Genomic DNA, 17,495 nt, shown 5'->3' with positions numbered 1-17,495 from the left:
CGCTGAGGCGCGTGAACGCCACGACCGATCCCGCCGCGCCGAACCGCCCCCGTGGCCGGGCGACCCTCTCCTCGCTGAGCCCGTCGGGCGTGGAGCCGGGAACCCCCGACGGCCCGCTGGGGATCGGCCGCTCACCGAGCAGCGCTGTCACCTTCCGGCTCCTGGACCTCCTGCTCGGCGAGAGCATGCGCCCCGGCGACCGGCTCCCGGGCGAGAGGTCCCTCGCGGAGGATCTGGGCGTGGGGCGCAGCGCCGTGCGGGAGGCGATCTCGGCCCTCGAGGTGCTCGGCATCGTCGAGACCCGCGCCGGCTCCGGGAGCTACCTGCGCTCGGGCACCTCCGAGCTGCTGCCCAGCACGCTGTCCTGGTCGCTGCTGCTGGATCAGGAGCGCACTGCGGAGCTGACCGTCGTGCGCGCGGCCCTCGAGCGCAGCGCGGCCGAGCTCGCCGCGACCCTGCGGACCGACGAGCAGGCCCGGCACCTCCTCGAGCTGGTCGAGCTGCAGCGCGAGGCGGCCGACGACCATGAGCGCTATGTCGAGGCGGACATCGCCTTCCATCGCGAGCTCGCCCTGATGGGTGGGAACACCCTGCTCGCCGAGCTGCTCTCGACCACCCGCACCCTGCTGCGCGTGTGGTTCGAGAACGCCGTGGACCGCCGGGCGGACATCGAGGACGCGATCCGCGAGCACACCGAGATCGCCCGCGCCGTGGCCGATCGCGACGCCGTCGCGGTCGCCGCCGCGATGGCCCGCCACATGGACACGGCGTCGGCCCGCGTGCTGCGCAGCTCGACCTCGACGGCTGACGACGGGGCCTGAGCATCGGCGACGCTCGAGGTTCCGGCGCGGACGCCCGCCGGATCCGCCCTGCTCACGCAGCCGGAAGAGTCTCGGGCGGCACTCGCCGGCCGCAACGTCTTCCCACAGCCGCACGCTTTCCTATAGGATCCACGGGTATTCTTCTCGCATCCTGAAGGGACGACGATGTTCACCGCAGAGAACTGGCCGATCGGCGCCAACATGCTCTCGTTCGGCAGCAGGACCTCGGACGGCACGCCCACGCTGGAGGCCTCCTCCTCGGTCTGGGCCTCGCAGCTGCGCCAGGTCAAGGAGCTCGGCGTGGACCAGGTCGATCCGACCGACGCCTGGCTGCCGCTCGCGAAGCTGAGCGACGAGCGCATCGAGGAGTTCCGTCGTGTGCTCGACGGCGAGGGCCTGTCCCTCTCCTCGATCTCCATGACCCGCAACTCGATCGTCGACGTCGAGCACGGCGAGGAGAACCTCGCCGACGCCCACCGCTTCCTCGAGATCGCGCCGAGCTTCGGCGTCTCCGTCGTGAACACCGGCTTCATGCAGGGCCTCACCGAGAAGCAGGCCCAGGCGATCTGGTTCTGGCTCGAGGACGGCCACGTGGACGACCCGGCGCTGCGCGATCTCGCCATCGAGCGCACCCGTGAGCTCGGCGACGCCGCGAAGGCGCAGGGCATCCAGCTCAGCCTCGAGATGTACGAGGACACCTACGTGGGCACCGCCGACGAGGCCGTCTCGTTCCTCAAGGACGTCGACCACGACGCCGTGGGCCTGAACCCCGATCTCGGCAACCTCGTGCGCCTGCACCGCGAGGTCGAGCCGTGGTCGGACATGTTCGAGAAGGTCCTGCCGCACTCGAACTTCTGGCACATCAAGAACTACACCCGCGACTACGACGCGGCCACCGGCGCCTACTCGAGCGCGCCGATGCCGCTGAAGTACGGCTACATCAACTACCGCACCGTGATCCGCCGCGCCCTCGAGCTCGGCTACACCGGACCGTTCTGCTGCGAGCACTACGGCTCCGACTCCCTCGGCGTCATCGCCGAGAACGTGCACTACATCCGCCAGGTCCTCACCTCGGCGCTCGCCGAGTCCGCTTGACCCCCGGGCGCCCGGCCCCACGAGGCGGCCGGGCGGCACCGTCCGCATCGAGAACCGTTCGAAGGAGAACCCGCATGACCATCGAGACGACGACCATCCAGCCCTTCCCCGCCCAGCGCACCGCGCTGGTCACCGGCGCCGGCGCCCCCCGGGGCATCGGCCGACGAGTGGTGCGCAAGCTCGTCGCTGAGGGCTGGAACGTGGCCGCGGCCGACATCGACGGCGCCGCCGTCGAGGAGTTCGCGGCCGAGCTGACCGCCGAGATCCCCGCCGAGTCGGGGCTGCGCGTGATCGGCGTGGGCGTGGACATCAGCGACCAGGCCTCGGTCGACGCCGCCTTCGAGCGCGTCGACGCCGAGCTTCCCCAGCTGGTGGCGCTCGTGAACCTCGCCGGCATCCCCAGTCCCCACTCGATCTTCGAGATCACCTCGGAGATCTGGGACCGCGTCATGGACGTCAACGGCAAGGGCACCCTGCTGATGATGCAGGCCGCGGCCCGGCGCATGATCGACGGCGGCGTGGGCGGCCGGATCGTGAACACCTCCTCGATCACCGCGCTCGACGGCGGCGGCACCTTCTCCAAGACCGGCTACGCGGCCGCGAAGGCCGCCGTGCAGGGCCTGACCCGCGGCGCGGCCCGCGAGCTGGGCGAGCACGGCATCACCGCCAACGTGATCCTGCCCGGCCCGATCGACACCGACATCATGGGCGGCACCCTCACCGACGAGCGCAAGGCGGGCATGAGCGCGAACATCCCGCTGCAGCGGGTGGGCCAGCCCGAGGAGGTCGCCGGCCTGATCAACTTCCTGGTCAGCGAGGACTCGAGCTTCGTCAGCGGCACCTCGATCAGCGTCGACGGCGGCAAGCACATGCACTGATCCCCGGCCGCCCTCCCGTTGGCCTCGCCGCCGGGAAGGCTCCGCGGGAGGCGGTGCCCGCCGTGCGGGGCCGCCGGTTCCACCACTAGTCAATATCCAATAGGATCGATAGGCTCGCCCTGACCGGCCGACGACCGGCTCCCCTCAGGAGCCCTCGGCCGCGGCACCATCGACGAAGGAGTCCCCTCATGACCACCACCGTTTCGACCATCTCCACCGTGACCATCGTGGGCGCGGGCTACATGGGCGGCGGCATCGCCCAGGTCCTCGCCATCGCCGGCTTCCAGGTGACCGTGGCCGACGTCAGCGTCGAGAACGCGAACGCCTCCCTCGAGCGCCTCCGCCAGGAGGCGCGGGACTTCGAGGCGCAGGGCCTGTACGCCCCGGGCTCCGCCGATCTCGTCGAGAAGAACATCTCCGCCGGCAAGACCCTCGAGGACGCCGTCTCCGACGTCGACTTCATCGAGGAGGCCGTCTTCGAGCGCCTCGACGTCAAGCGCGACGTCCTCGCGACCATCTCGGAGCACGCCCGCCCCGACGCGATCATCGGCACGAACACCTCGACCATCCCGGTCAAGGAGCTCGTCAGCGCCGTGAAGAACCCCGAGCGCTTCCTCACCGTGCACTTCTCCAACCCGGCCCCCTTCATCCCCGGCGTCGAGCTCGTCGCCGGCGAGTCGACCACCCCCGAGGCCGTCGCCGCGGTCAAGGAGCTGCTGGAGAAGTCCGGCAACCAGGGCGCCCAGGTCGCCGACACCCCCGGCATGGTCCTCAACCGCCTCCAGTACGCGCTGCTCAAGGAGGCCACCTCGGTGGTCGAGGAGGGCGTCGCCACCGCCGAGGACGTCGACACCATCGTCCGCACCACCTTCGGCTTCCGTCTGGGCTTCTTCGGCCCGTTCGCGATCGCCGACCAGGCCGGCCTGGACGTCTACGCCAACTGCTTCGTGACCTTCGAGGACGCCTTCGGCGACCGCCTGTCCACCCCGAAGATCCTCACCGACTCCGTCGCCGAGGACCGCAAGGGCGTCAAGAACGGCAAGGGCCTGCTGGGCGACTACGACGAGGCCACCGCCGCGGAGCTCATCGCCTACCGCAACAAGGCCTACGCCAAGATGTCCCAGCTCCTCGCCGAGCTCGGCCCGGCCCCGAAGGCCACCCCGAAGAACGCCTGACCCCCTCCGGGCCGGCTCGCGCCGGCCCGGACCCCCACCACCATCCGCCGGGCCATGCCCGTCGGCCGGGCATCGCCGCCCGGATCCCGCGCCGCGCGCCCGGGGTCCGAGCGACAGCCCGGCCCCGGCGCCGACGCGCCGGGCCCCGACGACGTGCGCCCACCCGTTCTCTGGAGATTCCCCCGTGGAAGAACTCGTCCTCGCGGACCGCCCGGTCTGGCTGCTGCTCTCGATCGCGGTCGTCGCGATCGTGCTGCTGCTGGTCCTCATCATCAAGACCCGGCTTCATGCCTTCTTCTCCCTGCTCATCGTCGCGGTGGCCACCGGCCTCGCCGCCGGGATCGGGGTCGCCGACGTCATCGACGTGGTCATCGCCGGCTTCAGCACCACCGTCGGCACCGTCGCCCTGCTGGTCGGCTTCGGCGCCGTGCTGGGACGGCTGATCGAGATCACCGGCGGCGCCCAGGTGCTGGCCGACAAGATGCTCGACACCTTCGGCGAGCAGCGGGCCCCGCTGGCCCTCTCCGTCGCCTCGCTGTTCTACGCGTTCCCGATCTTCCTGGACGCCGGCTTCATCGTGATGCTGCCGGTCATCTACACCGTGGCCCGTCGCCTCGGCGGCTCGTTCATGCTCTACGTGCTGCCCTCGATCGCGTCGTTCATGATGATGCACGCCCTGCTGCCCCCGCATCCGGGCCCCACCGCCGCCGCGACCGTCATGGGCGCGGACGTCGGCCTCGTGATCGTCGTCGGCCTCCTCATCGGCCTCCCCACCTGGTACTTCGGCGGCTACCTGGTGGCCCGCGCCATCGCGCGGCGCTACCCCGACACCCCCGTGCCCGCCCTGCTGGGCGATCCGCGCGAGGTCCCCGTCGAGGAGCGCCCCGCCTTCGGCGCGATCCTGCTGGTGCTGCTGATGCCGCTGGTGCTGATCTTCTTCAACACCGGGCTGTCCACCCTGGAGAAGTCGGGCTCGGTCTCCGAGGACAACGTCCTGTTCCAGCTCTCCCGGCTCCTGGGCGCGACGCCGGTCGCGCTCGCGCTCTCGGCCCTGACCGCGATGGTGCTGCTGTACGTCGTGCCGCGTCGCCGCCGCGGCGAGAAGGTGGGCGGGCTGCTCGAGGAGCTCGTGGACGACGCCCTGGCCCCCGTCTGCTCGATCATCCTGATCACCGGCGCGGGCGGCGCCTTCGGCCGCGTCCTGACCGAGACCGGCATCGGCACCGAGGTCGCCAACGGCCTGGACGCGATGGGTCTGCCGCTCATCGTCGCGGCCTACCTGGTCACCATGGCGATGCGCGTCGCGCAGGGCTCGGCGACCGTCGCCGCGACCACCGGCGCCTCGATCATGGCCCCGGCGATCATGGGCGGCGACTTCGGCTCGGTCGCGGTCGCGGCCATGGTCATCGCGATCGGCGCGGCCTCGATCGGCTGGTCGCACGTGAACGACTCCGGGTTCTGGCTGATCGGCAAGTTCTGCGGATTCGACACCGTGACCACCTTCAAGACCTGGTCCCTGGTGGGCACGACCATCTCGCTGCTCGGCTTCGCGCTGTCGGCCGTGGTGTTCGTGATCGCCGCATGACTCTCTGACAGGCTGAGGGCCGGTGCGCTGCGGCGCACCGGCCCTCTCCCGTCCCCGCCCACCTGCCCCGCCAGCTGTTCCCGTGGAAGAAGGACCTCGTGACCGAGACCGTCGCCCCCGCCCGCCGCCTGCTGATCCTCGACGACGACCCCACCGGCTCGCAGTGCGTGGCCGGGATCGACGTGGCCTTCGACGAGGACCCGTCGGTCCCCGCGGAGGTCCTCGCCGAGGCAGGCTCGGCCTGCTTCGTGCTGACCAACACGCGGGCGCTGGGGGAGGCGGAGGCGGTCGCGCTGAACCGCCGGATCGTCGGCGGCGTGCTCGAGGCGGGGGTCCCGGTCGACGGGCTGCACGTCGTCTCCCGCTCCGACTCGACGCTGCGCGGCCACGTCATCGCCGAGCCGCTCGCGATCGCGGACGAGCTCGCCGCCCACGGGCGAGAGGTCGACGCGATCCTGCTGTGCCCGGCGATGCTCGAGGCGGGCCGCTTCACCGAGGGCGACATCCACTACGCCACGGTCGACGGGACCGCGGTCGAGGTGGCCCGGACGGACTTCGCCCGCGACGCGACCTTCGGATTCACCAGCTCGGACCTGCGCGACTTCCTCGCCGAGCGCTCCGGCGGCGCCCTCGCCGCGGAGGACGTCCTCAGCCTGTCCCTGACTGACATCCGCGAGGGCGGGCCGGAGCGGGTCCGGGAGATCCTGGGCTCGGCCCGCGACCGCCGCTGGGTGGTCGTCAACGCCACCGAGTACTCGGACATGGAGGTCGTCGCCGGGGTGGTGGCCGAGCTCGAGGCCGCCGGCCGCACCCTGCTCACCCGCTGCGCCCCCTCCTTCGTGCGCCCCCTGGCGGGCCAGAGCGGCGCGCACGTGGTGGGCCCGGCGGACATCCCCGTCCCCGCGGGGCGGCAGGAGCACGGCCTGGTGGTCGTCGGCTCGCACGTCGGCCTCACCACCACCCAGCTGCAGGTGGTCCAGGAGCGCGGCGCGCTCCGCGAGATCGAGATCGACGTCCCCTCCGTGCTCGACGAGCGCCGCGAGGAGCACCTCGCCGCCCTCGCCGCCGCGGTGCGCGACGCCCTGACCTCCACCGACTGCGTGATCTACACGAGCCGGGAGCTCGTGCGCACGCAGGATCCGGCCGAGTCCCTCGCGATCGCCCGCAGCGTCTCCGACGCGGTGGTCGAGGTGGTGCGCCGCGTGCGCACCGCACGCCCCGCCTGGGTCGTGGCCAAGGGCGGGATCACCTCCCACGAGGTCGCCGCGAACGGGCTCGGGATCCGCCGCGCGCGGGTCGAGGGCCAGTTCTGGGCCGGCCAGGTCTCCCTGTTCTCCGCCCAGGAGGCGCCCGAGGAGGTGCTCGGCATGCCCTACGTCGTCTTCCCCGGCAACGTGGGCGGCGCGGACGCCCTCGCGGACGTGGTCGACACCCTCACCGCGGCCGTCGCCGCCCGCTGAGAACCCTCCCCTCCCTCGAACCGCCCCTGACTCGCCCCACCGTCCCGCCCACTGCGAAAGAGCACCCCATGACCGCGACCCCCACCCTCGCCTGGATCGGCCTCGGCGCGATCGGCACCCCGATGGCCCGCGCCGCCGCCGGCGCCGGGCTGCCCGTCACCGCCTTCGACCTCAGCAGCGCCGCCCGCGAGGCCGTCGCCGACGCCGCCGACACCGCCGAGTCGGCCCGGGAGGCCGCCCGCGGCGCGGACGTCGTGGCCGTCATGGTCGCGACCCCCGCCCAGCTCGACGCCGTGCTCTTCGGCGAGGAGGGCATCGCCGAGGTCCTCACCGCGGAGTCGACGCTGCTGGTCATGTCCACCGTGGGCCCCGCCGCGATCGAGAGCGCCGCGCAGCGCCTCGAGGGCAGAACAGCGCGGGTGGTCGACGCCCCCGTCTCCGGCGGGACCGCCCGGGCGGCCGACGGCGACCTGCTGATCATGGTCGGCGGCGCCGAGGAGCACATCGCCGCCGTGCGCCCGGTGCTGGACGCGCTCGCCGCGAACGCCCCCGTCGTCGGCCCCCGCCCCGGCGACGGCCAACGGTTCAAGATCGTCAACCAGCTGCTGTGCGGGGTGCACATCGCCGCCGCCGGCGAGGCGCTCGCCCTCGCGGACTCGATGGGCCTGGACCTCGCGCAGGTCCACGACGTGCTCGGCACCGGCGCCGCGGCGTCGTTCATGTTCGGAGACCGCGGCCGGCGCATGGTCGACGGCACCTTCGACGACGTGCGCTCCGCGCTGACCATCTTCGTGAAGGACATGGGGCTGGTCGCGGAGGCCGCCGAGGAGGTGGGCCAGGAGGTGCCGCTCGCGGCGTCGGCCCAGCAGCTCTACCGGCGCGGCAGCGAGCTGGGCTGGGACCGTCGCGACGACTCGATCGTCTACGAGGTGCTGCGCGGCAGGCCCGCCTGACGGCTCGACCCGCAGATCACGACCCGCTCGACCGCAGGACCGCTCGACCCGACACCGCAGGACCGACCTCGAAGGAGAGATCACCGATGCCCGACTCCCCCCTCAGCGGAGCCCTCGAATTCGCGAAGATGCTCGCCGCCGGCGGGCTCCGCCTGGACCCCGTGGACTCCGCGCCGTCGATCGAGGATCTGCGGCGCCTGGCCAAGAGGCGCCTGCCCACCATGGCCTTCGACATCATCGACGGCGCCTCCAACCACGAGATCACCCTCGAGGCGAACGTGCGCGACCTGCGCGAGGTGCGCTTCCGGCCGCGCTGGCTCACCGACATCTCCCACATCGACGTCTCCACCACGGCCGACGGCATCGCGCTGGACCGCCCCTACGTGATGGGTCCGCTGGGCCTGCAGCGCATGATCGGCGGGGAAGGGGAGCTCGGCGCCGTGCGCGCCGCCGGACGGGCCGGGATCCCCTTCACGATCTCCACCGCCTCGAACTGGACCATGGAGGAGCTGGCCGAGCAGGCCACCGGCCCGCTCTGGTACCAGCTGTACATGTACAAGAGCGAGCAGATCGTCACCAACCTCATCGAGCGCGCCCAGGGGATCGGCGCCGAGGTGCTCGTGGTGACGGTGGACGTCCCTCTGAACGGCAAGCGCTACCGCGACCACCGAAACGGGATGTCCATCCCGCCCAAGGTCACCCCGCAGAACGCCGTCGAGGCGATCCGGCACCTGAACTGGACCCGCGCGATCATGCGCCCGCCGGCGATCGGCTTCCGCAACCTCAAGGACCAGATCCAGGGCGACAACGCCGTCTCGCACCAGGAGTTCGTGGCGAAGCACCTCGCGAACCTCACCCTCACCTGGGAGAACATCCAGGAGGTGAGGCGGCAGTGGGACGGCCCGCTGTACCTCAAGGGCATCCTCACCCCGGAGGACGCCCTGCGTGCCCGGAACGTGGGGGCCGACGGCATCTACGTCTCCAACCACGGCGGCCGCCAGCTCGACTCCACGCCCAGCACCATCCGGGCGCTGCCGATGATCGTGGACGCCGTGGGCGAGGACCTGACCGTGGTCTTCGACGGCGGGGTGCGCACGGGCGACGACATCGCCAAGGCCCTGGCCGTGGGCGCGGACCTCGTCTCGATCGGCCGGGCCTGGGGCTACGGCAACGCCGCGGCGGGGGAGAAGGGCGTGGACCGCGTGCTCGACATCCTCGACGGCGAGCTCGAGCTCGCCATGGGCCAGCTGGGCGCGACCAGCATCGCTGCCCTGGATCGCGGCTTCGTGGAGTACCCCGAGGCGTGGCACGGCACCGGGGTGCACCGCGAGCCGGAGACCGGCGCCGTCGCCACCTCCGCCACCACGAAGGGAGCCACCGCATGAGCACCCCCTGGAAGCTCGCGATCACCGCCGACTACGCCGAGGCCGACGGGTCGACCATCTACGGCGACATCGGGCTGGGCACCCTCGCCGACCACGGGATCGAATGGTCGCTGGTGGGCGAGGCCGGCCGGGACCTCACCGCCGAGGATCTGCGCGGCTTCGACGCCCTGCTGCTGCTCAGCGGCACCCCTTTCGGCCCGGCGCAGCTCGAGGGCGGCACCACCCTGAAGCACGTGGCCCGCTTCGGTGCCGGCTACGACTCCGTGGACCTCGAGGCCTGCGCCGCCGCCGGGATCACCGTCACCAACGCCCCCACCGGCCTGCGCGTCCCCATGGCGCACACCGCCCTGACCTTCCTGTTCGCCCTCGCGCACTCGCTGCTGCCCAAGGACCGCCTGGTGCGGGAGGCGGCGTGGGACCGCAAGGCCGAGCATCGTGGGCCCGGGCTCGCCGACGCCACCATCGGCATGGTGGGACTCGGCGGCATCGGGCGTGAGACGGTGCGCCAGCTGCGCGCCCTGGACCTCGACGTCATCGCCTGGAACCGCTCGCCCCGCCCCGAGTTCTGCGCCGAGGCCGGCATCGAGCAGCTCGCGCTCGACGAGGTGATCGCCCGCAGCGACTACCTGATCCTCACCGTCGCCTCCGCACCGGGCACCCGCCACCTCATCGGTGCCCGCGAGCTCGCGCTCATGAAGGACTCCGCCTTCCTCATCAACATCGCCCGCGGCGCCGTGGTGGATGAGTCCGCCCTGGTCACCGCCCTGCAGGAGGGCGCGATCGCGGGCGCCGGGCTGGACGTCTTCGAGGTCGAGCCGCTCCCCGCGAGCAGCCCGCTGCCGGCGCTCGAGAACGTGGTCCTCTCCCCGCATGCCCTGTGCTGGACCGCGGACTTCGCCGCCGCCACCGGCGCCGAGGTGCTCGGCGAGGTGACGGCCGTCGCCGCAGGGCGCACTCCGCGGAACGTGGTCAGCGCGCCGGGGGCGTGACCCCGGCGCGGGGCTCGCGGGCCGTCACCCACAGCCCGACGGCGACCGCCGCGACCAGCACGCCCACCCAGGCGAACGCGACGCGGTAGTCGCCGAGCGTCGCGGCGCCGTCCGGTGCGCGCAGGTCCAGCACGATGCCGATGAGCAGCACGGCCAGCAGGGACGTCGAGTAGCCGCCGATGTTCACCATGCCCGTGGCGGTGCCGATCGCGCGGGGCGGCACCGCGGTGCGGGCCAGGTCGAAGCCGACCGAGCAGGTCGCCGAGCCGACTGCGAGGGCCGCCATGAGCGGCACCAGCTGCCAGGCCGTCAGCGGCACGGGGATCAGCAGCGTGATCGCCCAGACCAGCGTGATGATGCCGCCGGCGATCGCGCCGATGCGCGCCCGGTGGTGGGGGAACCGGCCCGTCGCCACCCCGATGAGGGGGCCGAGGCCCACCATCACCACGACGTTCAGGGTGAGCAGGGCGCCCACCTCGGTGGTGTCCAGGCCGTGGCCGCGGGTCAGGTAGGGCACGCCCCAGAGGAACAGGAAGGCGTTCACGGTGGCGAGCGTGAGGGCGTGCAGGAAGAAGCCCGACCACGCCTGCCGGGAGGTGAACGCGTCCCGCAGCACCTGCGAGGGGTGGACACGCACGATCCGGGGTGCGTCGGGCTCGCCCGGCGGCGAGTCCCGCACGACGGCCAGCACCAGCACCACGCTGAGCAGCAGCAGGACCGCGAGGCTCGCCCACGCCACCGTCCAGCCGCGCGCCACCAGCAGTGCCAGGAAGGGCACTGCCGCCACGGCCTGCCCGAACTGGCCCACCATCGTCCCCAGCTGCGTGAACACCGGGACCTGCCGGGAGGGGAACCAGGTGGCGACCAGCCGCACCATGCTGATCAGGGTGGCGGCGTCGCCCGCACCGGTGAGCAGGCGGGCGACCAGCGCCGTCGGCACATCGGTCGCGACGGCCAGCAGCAGCTGCCCGACGGCCATGGTCAGCGCGCCGAGCACCAGCATGCGGCGCGGGCCCAGTCGGTCCAGGAACAGCCCCGCGGGGATCTGCGCCGCTGCGTAGGTGCCCAGCTGGACCACGCCGAACAGGCTCAGCACCGTCCCGTCGATGCCGAAGCGGGCGGAGGCCTCGACCCCGGCCACCCCGAAGGACGCCCGCCCGGAGACGGCGCACAGGTAGGCCAGGACGCCCACGGCCCAGACGGAGTGCGCGCGGGTCACCGCTCGCCCCGCCCGGCCGCGGGGAGCACTCCCGCCGGCGGGGTCGCCTCGACGATCGCCCGGAACAGGGCGTCCACGCTGGGGGAGGAGGCGGTGCTGCGCGGAGAGGTGACCGCCACGAGGCGGCCCTCGTCGACGCTCCCGATCGGCGCGACCGCCATCCCCGAGGTGTCGCAGGTGGTCGCCGCCAGAGCGTTAAGCACTCCCACGCCGAGCCCGGCCCGGGCCAGGCCCACCACGGACTGCGGCAGCTCGGACTGCCAGGCCAGCGGGATCTCGAGCCCCCAGGCGCTGAGCGCCCCGGCGGTGTCCGGATCGACCGGCGCCCCGGGACGGGCGATCCCGATCAGCGGATGCTCGGTGAGCCGGTGCGGATCCAGGCCCTCCTCCGTCATCCCGCCGGCGGGCAGCAGCGGATGCTCCGGAGGGACCACCGCCACGTAGCGCTCGGTCCACAGGGGCACGCTGCGCAGATCCGCCGAGGGCGGGTCGTTCGCCACGGAATGGATCGCGAGATGGAAACGGCCCGAGGCGATGCCGGAGACGATGTCCGGCGTGGTGTGCTCGGTGAGCTCCACCCGCAGCAGGGGGTGGCGGGCGTGCAGCTCCGCCAGCACCCCGGGCAGGAAGCCGGCGCTCACGCTGGGATGGCAGCCCACGACCACCCGGCCCCGCAGCGTCCCCGTGTGGGCCTCGACCGCCTCCGCGCCCCGCTCCAGGGCGGCGAGCACCTCGCGGGCGTGGGGGAGGAAGGTCGTCCCCAGCTCGGTGGGCCCGATCGGGCGGTGGCTGCGATCCACGAGCGTCCCGCCGAGGGCACGCTCCAGGGCGGCGACGTGCGTGCTCACCCGGGACTGCGCCCGGTGCAGGGCGCGGGCGGCGCCGGAGAAGCTGCCGTGCTCGATCACGGCCACGAAGGTCTCCAGCCAGTCCGTCTGCTCGATGCGCGGCACAGATCCTCCTGGGCGGGCGTTGGCGGCGACGTCGGGACGTGCATCGTGGCAGGTCACGGCAAAGATCTGGCACAGGCTATCAAGTCGGGCAGCACCGCTGTCGAGGGGTCCGCACTCTGCCCGTCGGCCGCCGACCACGCACTGCGGCCCCGCAGGAGATCCTCTCCGACGGGGCCGCTGCGCGTGCTCCGGGCGCGCCCGGTCAGGACCTCGTGCGAACGTTCGTCATGCCGCCGTCGATGGGGAGCAGCACGCCGGTGGTGGAGCGGTTGCGGGGCGAGGCGAGGTAGCAGTGCGCCTCCGCGACCTCCTCGGGCTCGACGAGCCGGCCGTGGGGCTGGCGGGCGTTCAGCGCCGCACGCTCGGCCTCCGGGTCCGCGGCCTTCTCGAGCAGGCGGCCGATCCACGGGGTGTTCGCGGTGCCGGGCACCACGGCGTTGACCCGGATGCCCTCGGCGACCCAGTCGGCCGCCATGGCGAGGGTCATCGCCTGGACGGCGCCCTTCGAGGCGGAGTACAGCACGCGCTCGGGCAGGCCCAGCATCGAGGCGATCGAGGCGGTGTTGACCACGGCGGCGGACTCGGAGCGGCGGAGGTGGGGGAGCGCCGCCGTCGTCACGCGCGCCACGGAGATGACGTTGACGTCGAGCACGCGCGCCCACTCGGCGTCGTCGTTCGCGTCGACCTCGCCCTGGGCGCCGATGCCCGCGTTGTTGATGACGATGTCGATCCCGCCGAGCTCCTCGGCGGCGCGGTCCACGGCGGCCGTCACCGCGGCGGAGTCGGTGAGGTCGACCTGGATCTGCAGCGCGCCCTCGGGGGCGCCGGAGGGGTCGATGTCGAGCGCGGCGGTCCTCGCGCCCCGGGCCTGGAGGGCGCGGATCGTCGCGGCGCCGATGCCGGCGCCGCCACCGGTGACGATGGCCGCGAGTCCGTCGAACTCGAGATCCGATGCTGCGTTCATGGGGGTGTTCTCCTCGTCGAGTGGTGTCGATCAGCAGTCCCATCATGCGCCCTCCGCGTGCAGGAGGTCGGATGAATACACGGAGTGAGAGGGAAGTGAGAGGCACACGACGACGGCGTCCCACCAGGCCGCAGGGCGCCCGGCCCGGAGATTTCCGAAAGGGGATAAGGGATTCGCGGAACGCGTATGGCGACGGACTCGGCAACTGACCTGGCGCGCAGTAGCGTCGAAGTCCCCGCTCGCCGGAGGCCGTCGGCCCCTGCGCGGGGTCGGAGCCGGCCCGGCGCACCGCCAGCGGCCCTCCGCACTTCCTCGACGACGACGAAGGAGAGTCCCGATGACCTCTGTCCGCACGCCTCGCGGCACATCGGTCGCCCCCGGCGATGAGCAGTACACCCCGGCCACCAGGAGCGCCTCGACCAAGGCGCTGAAGCGGCTGCTGCCCTTCCTCCTGCTCATGTACGTGATCGCCTTCATCGATCGCACCAACATCGGCTTCGCCGAGGAGTCGCTCGAGGTCCACGCCGGGCTGTCCACGGCGGCCTACGCCTTCGGCGCCGGGCTCTTCTTCATCGGCTATGCCGTCTTCGAGGTCCCCTCGAACCTGATCATGCACAAGGTGGGAGCCCGCTGGTGGATGGCGCGGATCATGATCACCTGGGGCATCATCGCCTCCCTGTTCATGTTCACCACCGGGCCCACGATGTTCTACATCCTGCGATTCCTGCTGGGCGTGGCCGAGGCCGGGTTCTTCCCCGGCGTGATCCTCTACCTCACCTACTGGTTCCCGCGCCGACGTCGTGCCCAGGCCACGGCCCTGTTCTACATGGGCCTGCCCGTCGCCAACATCCTCGGCGGCCCCCTCTCCGGCGGCCTCATGGAGCTCGACGGGTTCCTCGGGCTGTGGGGCTTCCAGTGGATGTTCCTCATCGAGGGGCTCATCGCCGTCGCCGTCGGCGTGATCGCGTTCTTCTACCTCACCGATCGGCCGCGCAACGCCCGCTGGCTCACCGAGGAGGAGCGCACCGAGCTGCAGGCGACGCTCGACGCCGAATCCGCGCAGAAGGAGGAGGCCCGCCCTCTGACCTGGTGGCGCGCGCTGCTGAACGGCCGCATCCTCTACTTCTGCTTCGTGTACTTCACGATCCAGCTCTCCGTGTACGGCCTGACCTTCTTCCTGCCCCAGCAGATCGCGGGGATCGCCGGCCGCGACGTGGGCCTCGTGGTGGGCCTGCTGTTCACCATCCCCTGGGTGGTGGGCCTCGCGGCGAACTTCTTCTCGGGCCGGTTCGCGGACAGGACCGGCCGGTACCGGGACGTGGCGACCGTGCTGCTGATCGTCTCCGGCGTGGGCCTGCTGATGACCGGCCTGTTCACCCAGCCGGTGGTGGTCATGCTGGGCCTCTGCCTCGCGGCGGTCGGGTTCTGCTCCGCGCAGCCGATCTTCTGGAACATCCCCACCTCCTACCTCTCCGGCGCGGCGCTGGCCTCCTCCATCGGCCTCATCAACGGCGTGGGCAACCTCGGCGGCTTCGTCGCCCCGAACCTCCGGGTCTGGGTGGTCTCCACCTTCGGGACCGAGGCGGCCGGCCTGCTGATGCTCGCGACCATGCCCTTCCTCGGCGCCCTCTTCCTCGCCGGCACGAGACTCCTGGACCGGCGCAAGCCCGCCCCCACTGCCTGACCACCGCCAGACCCCGAACCGACCGTCCCCGAACCGACCCCTCGAAGGAGCCATCGTGCGAGCACTCGTCCTCACCGCCTTCCACCAGCTCGACGTCGTCGAGATCGACCGCCCCGATCCCGGACCCGGCGAGGTGCTGCTGCGCCTGTGCGCCACCGGCATCTGCGGATCCGACTTCCACGGCTTCACCGGCGACAACGGCCGCCGCGTGCCCGGCCAGATCATGGGCCACGAGTCCTCCGGCACCATCGCCGCGCTCGGCGAGGGGGTCGACGCCGCCGCGCTGCCCGTCGGCGCCCCCGCCACGTTCAACCCCGTCGTCGTCCCCGAGGACCAGGCCGCGGAGTACCGGGGCCAGGAGCACCACGCCCCGGGCAAGCAGGTCATCGGCGTGGTCCCGGACCGTCAGGCCTCGTTCGCCGACTACGTCGTGGTCCCCGCCCGCAACGTGCTGCTGCTGGACCCGGCGATGCCGCTCCACCTCGGCGCGCTCATCGAGCCGCTCGCGGTCGCGGTGCACGCGGTGGGCCTCGGAGAGCCCTCCCCGGAGCAGAAGGTGCTGGTCATCGGCGGAGGACCGATCGGCCAGAGCGTCGTCATCGCGCTGCAGCGCGCCGGCGTGGAGCAGATCGTCCTCTCCGAGCGGGACCCCGCCCGACGCGAGCTCGTCGCCTCCCTCGGCGTGCCCACGCTCGACCCGTCGGCCGGGGACCTTTCCGCCCAGGTCGCCGAGGTGCTCGGCGCACCCGCCGACCTCGCCGTCGACGCCGTCGGGATCAGCCCCACCATGGCCGACGCCCTCACCGCCACCCGCCTCGGCGGCCGGGTGGTGCTCGTGGGGATGGGCTCGCCCCGCCTCGAGCTGCCCGCCTTCGCGATCAGCACCGAGGAACGCACCGTGGTGGGCTCCTTCACCTACTCCGCCCAGGACTTCGCGGACGCGACCGCCTGGATCGGCGAGCATGCCGAGCAGGTGACGCCGCTGGTCAGCAGCATCGTCGGTGTGGAGGAGGCCCAGGCGGCCTTCACCGCGCTCGCCGCGGGCGAGGGCCCCGCCGGCAAGATCCTGGTCCGCTTCGACGGCCAGGAGGCCACGGCATGAGCACCCACCACCGCACCATCGCGCAGGTGCGCGCCTACACCGTCACCGGCGGCGGCGCCGACTACCACGACCAGGGCGCCGACCACTGGATCGACGACCACATCTCCACCCCGATGTCGGTCTACCCCGAGTACGCGCAGTCCCGTCAGTCCTTCGGGCTGAACGTGCTGGGCACCCTCATGGTCGAGATCGAGGCGGACGACGGCACCGTCGGCTTCGCCGTCTCCACCGGCGGCGAGCCCGGCGCGTGGATCGTCGAGAAGCACCTCTCGCGCTTCCTCGAGGGCGCCCGCGTCACCGACATCGAGCGGATCTGGGACCAGATGTACCGCTCGACCCTCTTCTACGGCCGCCGCGGCATCGTCCTGAACGCGATCAGCGCCGTCGACCTCGCGCTCTACGACCTGCTGGGCCGCCTCCGCCAGGAGCCGGTGTTCGCGCTGCTGGGCGGGCCCGTGCGGGACGAGCTGACGATGTACGCCACCGGCGCCCGGCCCGACGTGGCCAAGGAGCTGGGCTTCATCGGCGGGAAGATGCCGCTGCACCACGGCCCGGCCGACGGCGAGGAGGGCCTGGAGAAGAACATCGCCCTGCTCGCGGACATGCGGGAGAAGGTGGGCGACGACTTCTGGCTCATGTACGACTGCTGGATGTCACTGGATATCGACTACGCCACCCGGCTCGCCCACCGCGCCCACGAGCACGGCCTGCGCTGGCTCGAGGAGGCGCTGATCCCCGACGACTACTGGGGCTACCAGCAGCTGCGCAGGAACGTGCCCAAGGGCATGCTCGTCACCACCGGTGAGCACGAGGCGACCCGCTGGGGCTTCCGGCAGCTGCTCGAGATGGGCTGCGCGGACATCATCCAGCCCGACGTGGGCTGGTGCGGCGGCATCACCGAGCTGCTGAAGATCTCCTCGCTCGCCGAGGCGCACGGCGCCCTGGTGGTGCCCCACGGCTCCTCCGTGTACTCGTACCACTTCGTCGTGACCCGCACGAACTCCCCGTTCAGCGAGTTCCTGATGATGCATCCGACGGCCGAGGAGATCGTCCCGATGTTCTCGCCGATGCTGCTCGGCGAGCCCGTCCCCGAGAACGGGAGGATCCGCGTGCCGGACACCCCGGGCTTCGGCGTCGAGTTCAACCCCGAGATCCCGCGCCACCGCCCCTACGCCCACTGAGACCTCCCAGGTATCGCTGGGCGGGCGTCCCGGCACGCCGCCCGGCGGCTT

The 17,495-nt window shown here is 72.3% G+C and carries 15 protein-coding genes; 12 read left to right on the top strand and 3 right to left on the bottom strand.

What is annotated here, in order from left to right:
* The first annotated feature begins 11 nt into the window (after nt 1-11).
* From CFK41_RS18250 to CFK41_RS17090, 9 genes are all read left to right on the top strand, one after another.
* Nucleotides 12-821 carry a FadR/GntR family transcriptional regulator gene (locus tag CFK41_RS18250; protein WP_321169379.1) on the top strand — a complete coding sequence of 270 codons (810 nt, stop codon included), beginning with the start codon at nt 12-14 and terminating at the stop codon, nt 819-821.
* Nucleotides 822-986: 165 nt separating this feature from the next.
* Nucleotides 987-1,916 carry a sugar phosphate isomerase/epimerase family protein gene (locus CFK41_RS17125; RefSeq protein ID WP_096800769.1) on the top strand — a complete coding sequence of 310 codons (930 nt, stop codon included), beginning with the start codon at nt 987-989 and terminating at the stop codon, nt 1,914-1,916.
* Nucleotides 1,917-1,990: 74 nt separating this feature from the next.
* Nucleotides 1,991-2,794 carry an SDR family NAD(P)-dependent oxidoreductase gene (locus tag CFK41_RS17120; protein ID WP_096800768.1) on the top strand — a complete coding sequence of 268 codons (804 nt, stop codon included), beginning with the start codon at nt 1,991-1,993 and terminating at the stop codon, nt 2,792-2,794.
* Between the two features lie 188 nt (nt 2,795-2,982).
* Nucleotides 2,983-3,969 (top strand): 3-hydroxyacyl-CoA dehydrogenase family protein, encoded by a 987-nt coding sequence (locus CFK41_RS17115; protein WP_096800767.1) that lies wholly within the window; start codon nt 2,983-2,985, stop codon nt 3,967-3,969.
* 184 nt (nt 3,970-4,153) lie between these two features.
* Nucleotides 4,154-5,554 (top strand): GntP family permease, encoded by a 1,401-nt coding sequence (locus CFK41_RS17110; RefSeq protein WP_096800766.1) that lies wholly within the window; start codon nt 4,154-4,156, stop codon nt 5,552-5,554.
* 98 nt (nt 5,555-5,652) lie between these two features.
* On the top strand, nt 5,653-7,014 hold the full coding sequence (locus CFK41_RS17105; RefSeq protein WP_151904795.1) for a four-carbon acid sugar kinase family protein: 1,362 nt from the start codon (nt 5,653-5,655) through the stop codon (nt 7,012-7,014).
* A 68-nt stretch (nt 7,015-7,082) separates the two neighbouring features.
* Nucleotides 7,083-7,967 (top strand): NAD(P)-dependent oxidoreductase, encoded by an 885-nt coding sequence (locus tag CFK41_RS17100; protein ID WP_096800764.1) that lies wholly within the window; start codon nt 7,083-7,085, stop codon nt 7,965-7,967.
* Between the two features lie 86 nt (nt 7,968-8,053).
* Nucleotides 8,054-9,352 carry an alpha-hydroxy acid oxidase gene (locus CFK41_RS17095; RefSeq protein ID WP_096800763.1) on the top strand — a complete coding sequence of 433 codons (1,299 nt, stop codon included), beginning with the start codon at nt 8,054-8,056 and terminating at the stop codon, nt 9,350-9,352.
* Complete coding sequence (locus CFK41_RS17090) at nt 9,349-10,341, top strand: NAD(P)-dependent oxidoreductase (protein ID WP_096800762.1); 993 nt, start codon at nt 9,349-9,351, stop codon at nt 10,339-10,341. Before CFK41_RS17095 ends, CFK41_RS17090 begins: the two co-directional genes overlap by 4 nt.
* Here CFK41_RS17090 and CFK41_RS17085 read toward each other — a convergent pair.
* The 3 genes from CFK41_RS17085 to CFK41_RS17075 all read right to left on the bottom strand — a co-directional run bounded on the left by CFK41_RS17085 (nt 10,322) and on the right by CFK41_RS17075 (nt 13,477).
* The gene (locus CFK41_RS17085) at nt 10,322-11,560 is read right to left on the bottom strand and encodes an MFS transporter (RefSeq protein ID WP_096800761.1); all 1,239 of its coding nucleotides are present in this window, start codon (nt 11,558-11,560) and stop codon (nt 10,322-10,324) included. The two genes, CFK41_RS17090 and CFK41_RS17085, sit on opposite strands and share 20 nt — an antisense overlap.
* Nucleotides 11,557-12,513: a LysR family transcriptional regulator gene (locus tag CFK41_RS17080; RefSeq protein WP_169928860.1), complete on the bottom strand. Its 957-nt coding sequence runs from the start codon at nt 12,511-12,513 to the stop codon at nt 11,557-11,559. The genes CFK41_RS17085 and CFK41_RS17080 overlap by 4 nt, the downstream gene beginning before the upstream one ends.
* A 202-nt stretch (nt 12,514-12,715) precedes the next feature.
* The gene (locus CFK41_RS17075; protein ID WP_096800759.1) at nt 12,716-13,477 is read right to left on the bottom strand and encodes an SDR family NAD(P)-dependent oxidoreductase; all 762 of its coding nucleotides are present in this window, start codon (nt 13,475-13,477) and stop codon (nt 12,716-12,718) included.
* Between the two features lie 337 nt (nt 13,478-13,814).
* On the opposite strand from CFK41_RS17075, the gene CFK41_RS17070 reads away from it, so the two are divergent.
* The 3 genes from CFK41_RS17070 to rhmD are packed head-to-tail and all read left to right on the top strand — an operon-like array spanning nt 13,815 to nt 17,444.
* Nucleotides 13,815-15,161, top strand: a complete 1,347-nt coding sequence (locus tag CFK41_RS17070) for an MFS transporter (protein WP_096800758.1) — start codon at nt 13,815-13,817, stop codon at nt 15,159-15,161.
* Nucleotides 15,162-15,216: 55 nt separating this feature from the next.
* Nucleotides 15,217-16,263 (top strand): zinc-dependent alcohol dehydrogenase, encoded by a 1,047-nt coding sequence (locus CFK41_RS17065; protein WP_096800757.1) that lies wholly within the window; start codon nt 15,217-15,219, stop codon nt 16,261-16,263.
* On the top strand, nt 16,260-17,444 hold the full coding sequence (gene rhmD, locus CFK41_RS17060; RefSeq protein WP_096800756.1) for an L-rhamnonate dehydratase: 1,185 nt from the start codon (nt 16,260-16,262) through the stop codon (nt 17,442-17,444). Before CFK41_RS17065 ends, rhmD begins: the two co-directional genes overlap by 4 nt.
* Nucleotides 17,445-17,495 lie beyond the last annotated feature (51 nt).

This window comes from Brachybacterium ginsengisoli, from assembly GCF_002407065.1.
GTDB classification, from domain to species: Bacteria; Actinomycetota; Actinomycetes; order Actinomycetales; family Dermabacteraceae; genus Brachybacterium; species Brachybacterium ginsengisoli.
This window is presented reverse-complemented; position numbering and strand designations above follow the sequence as displayed.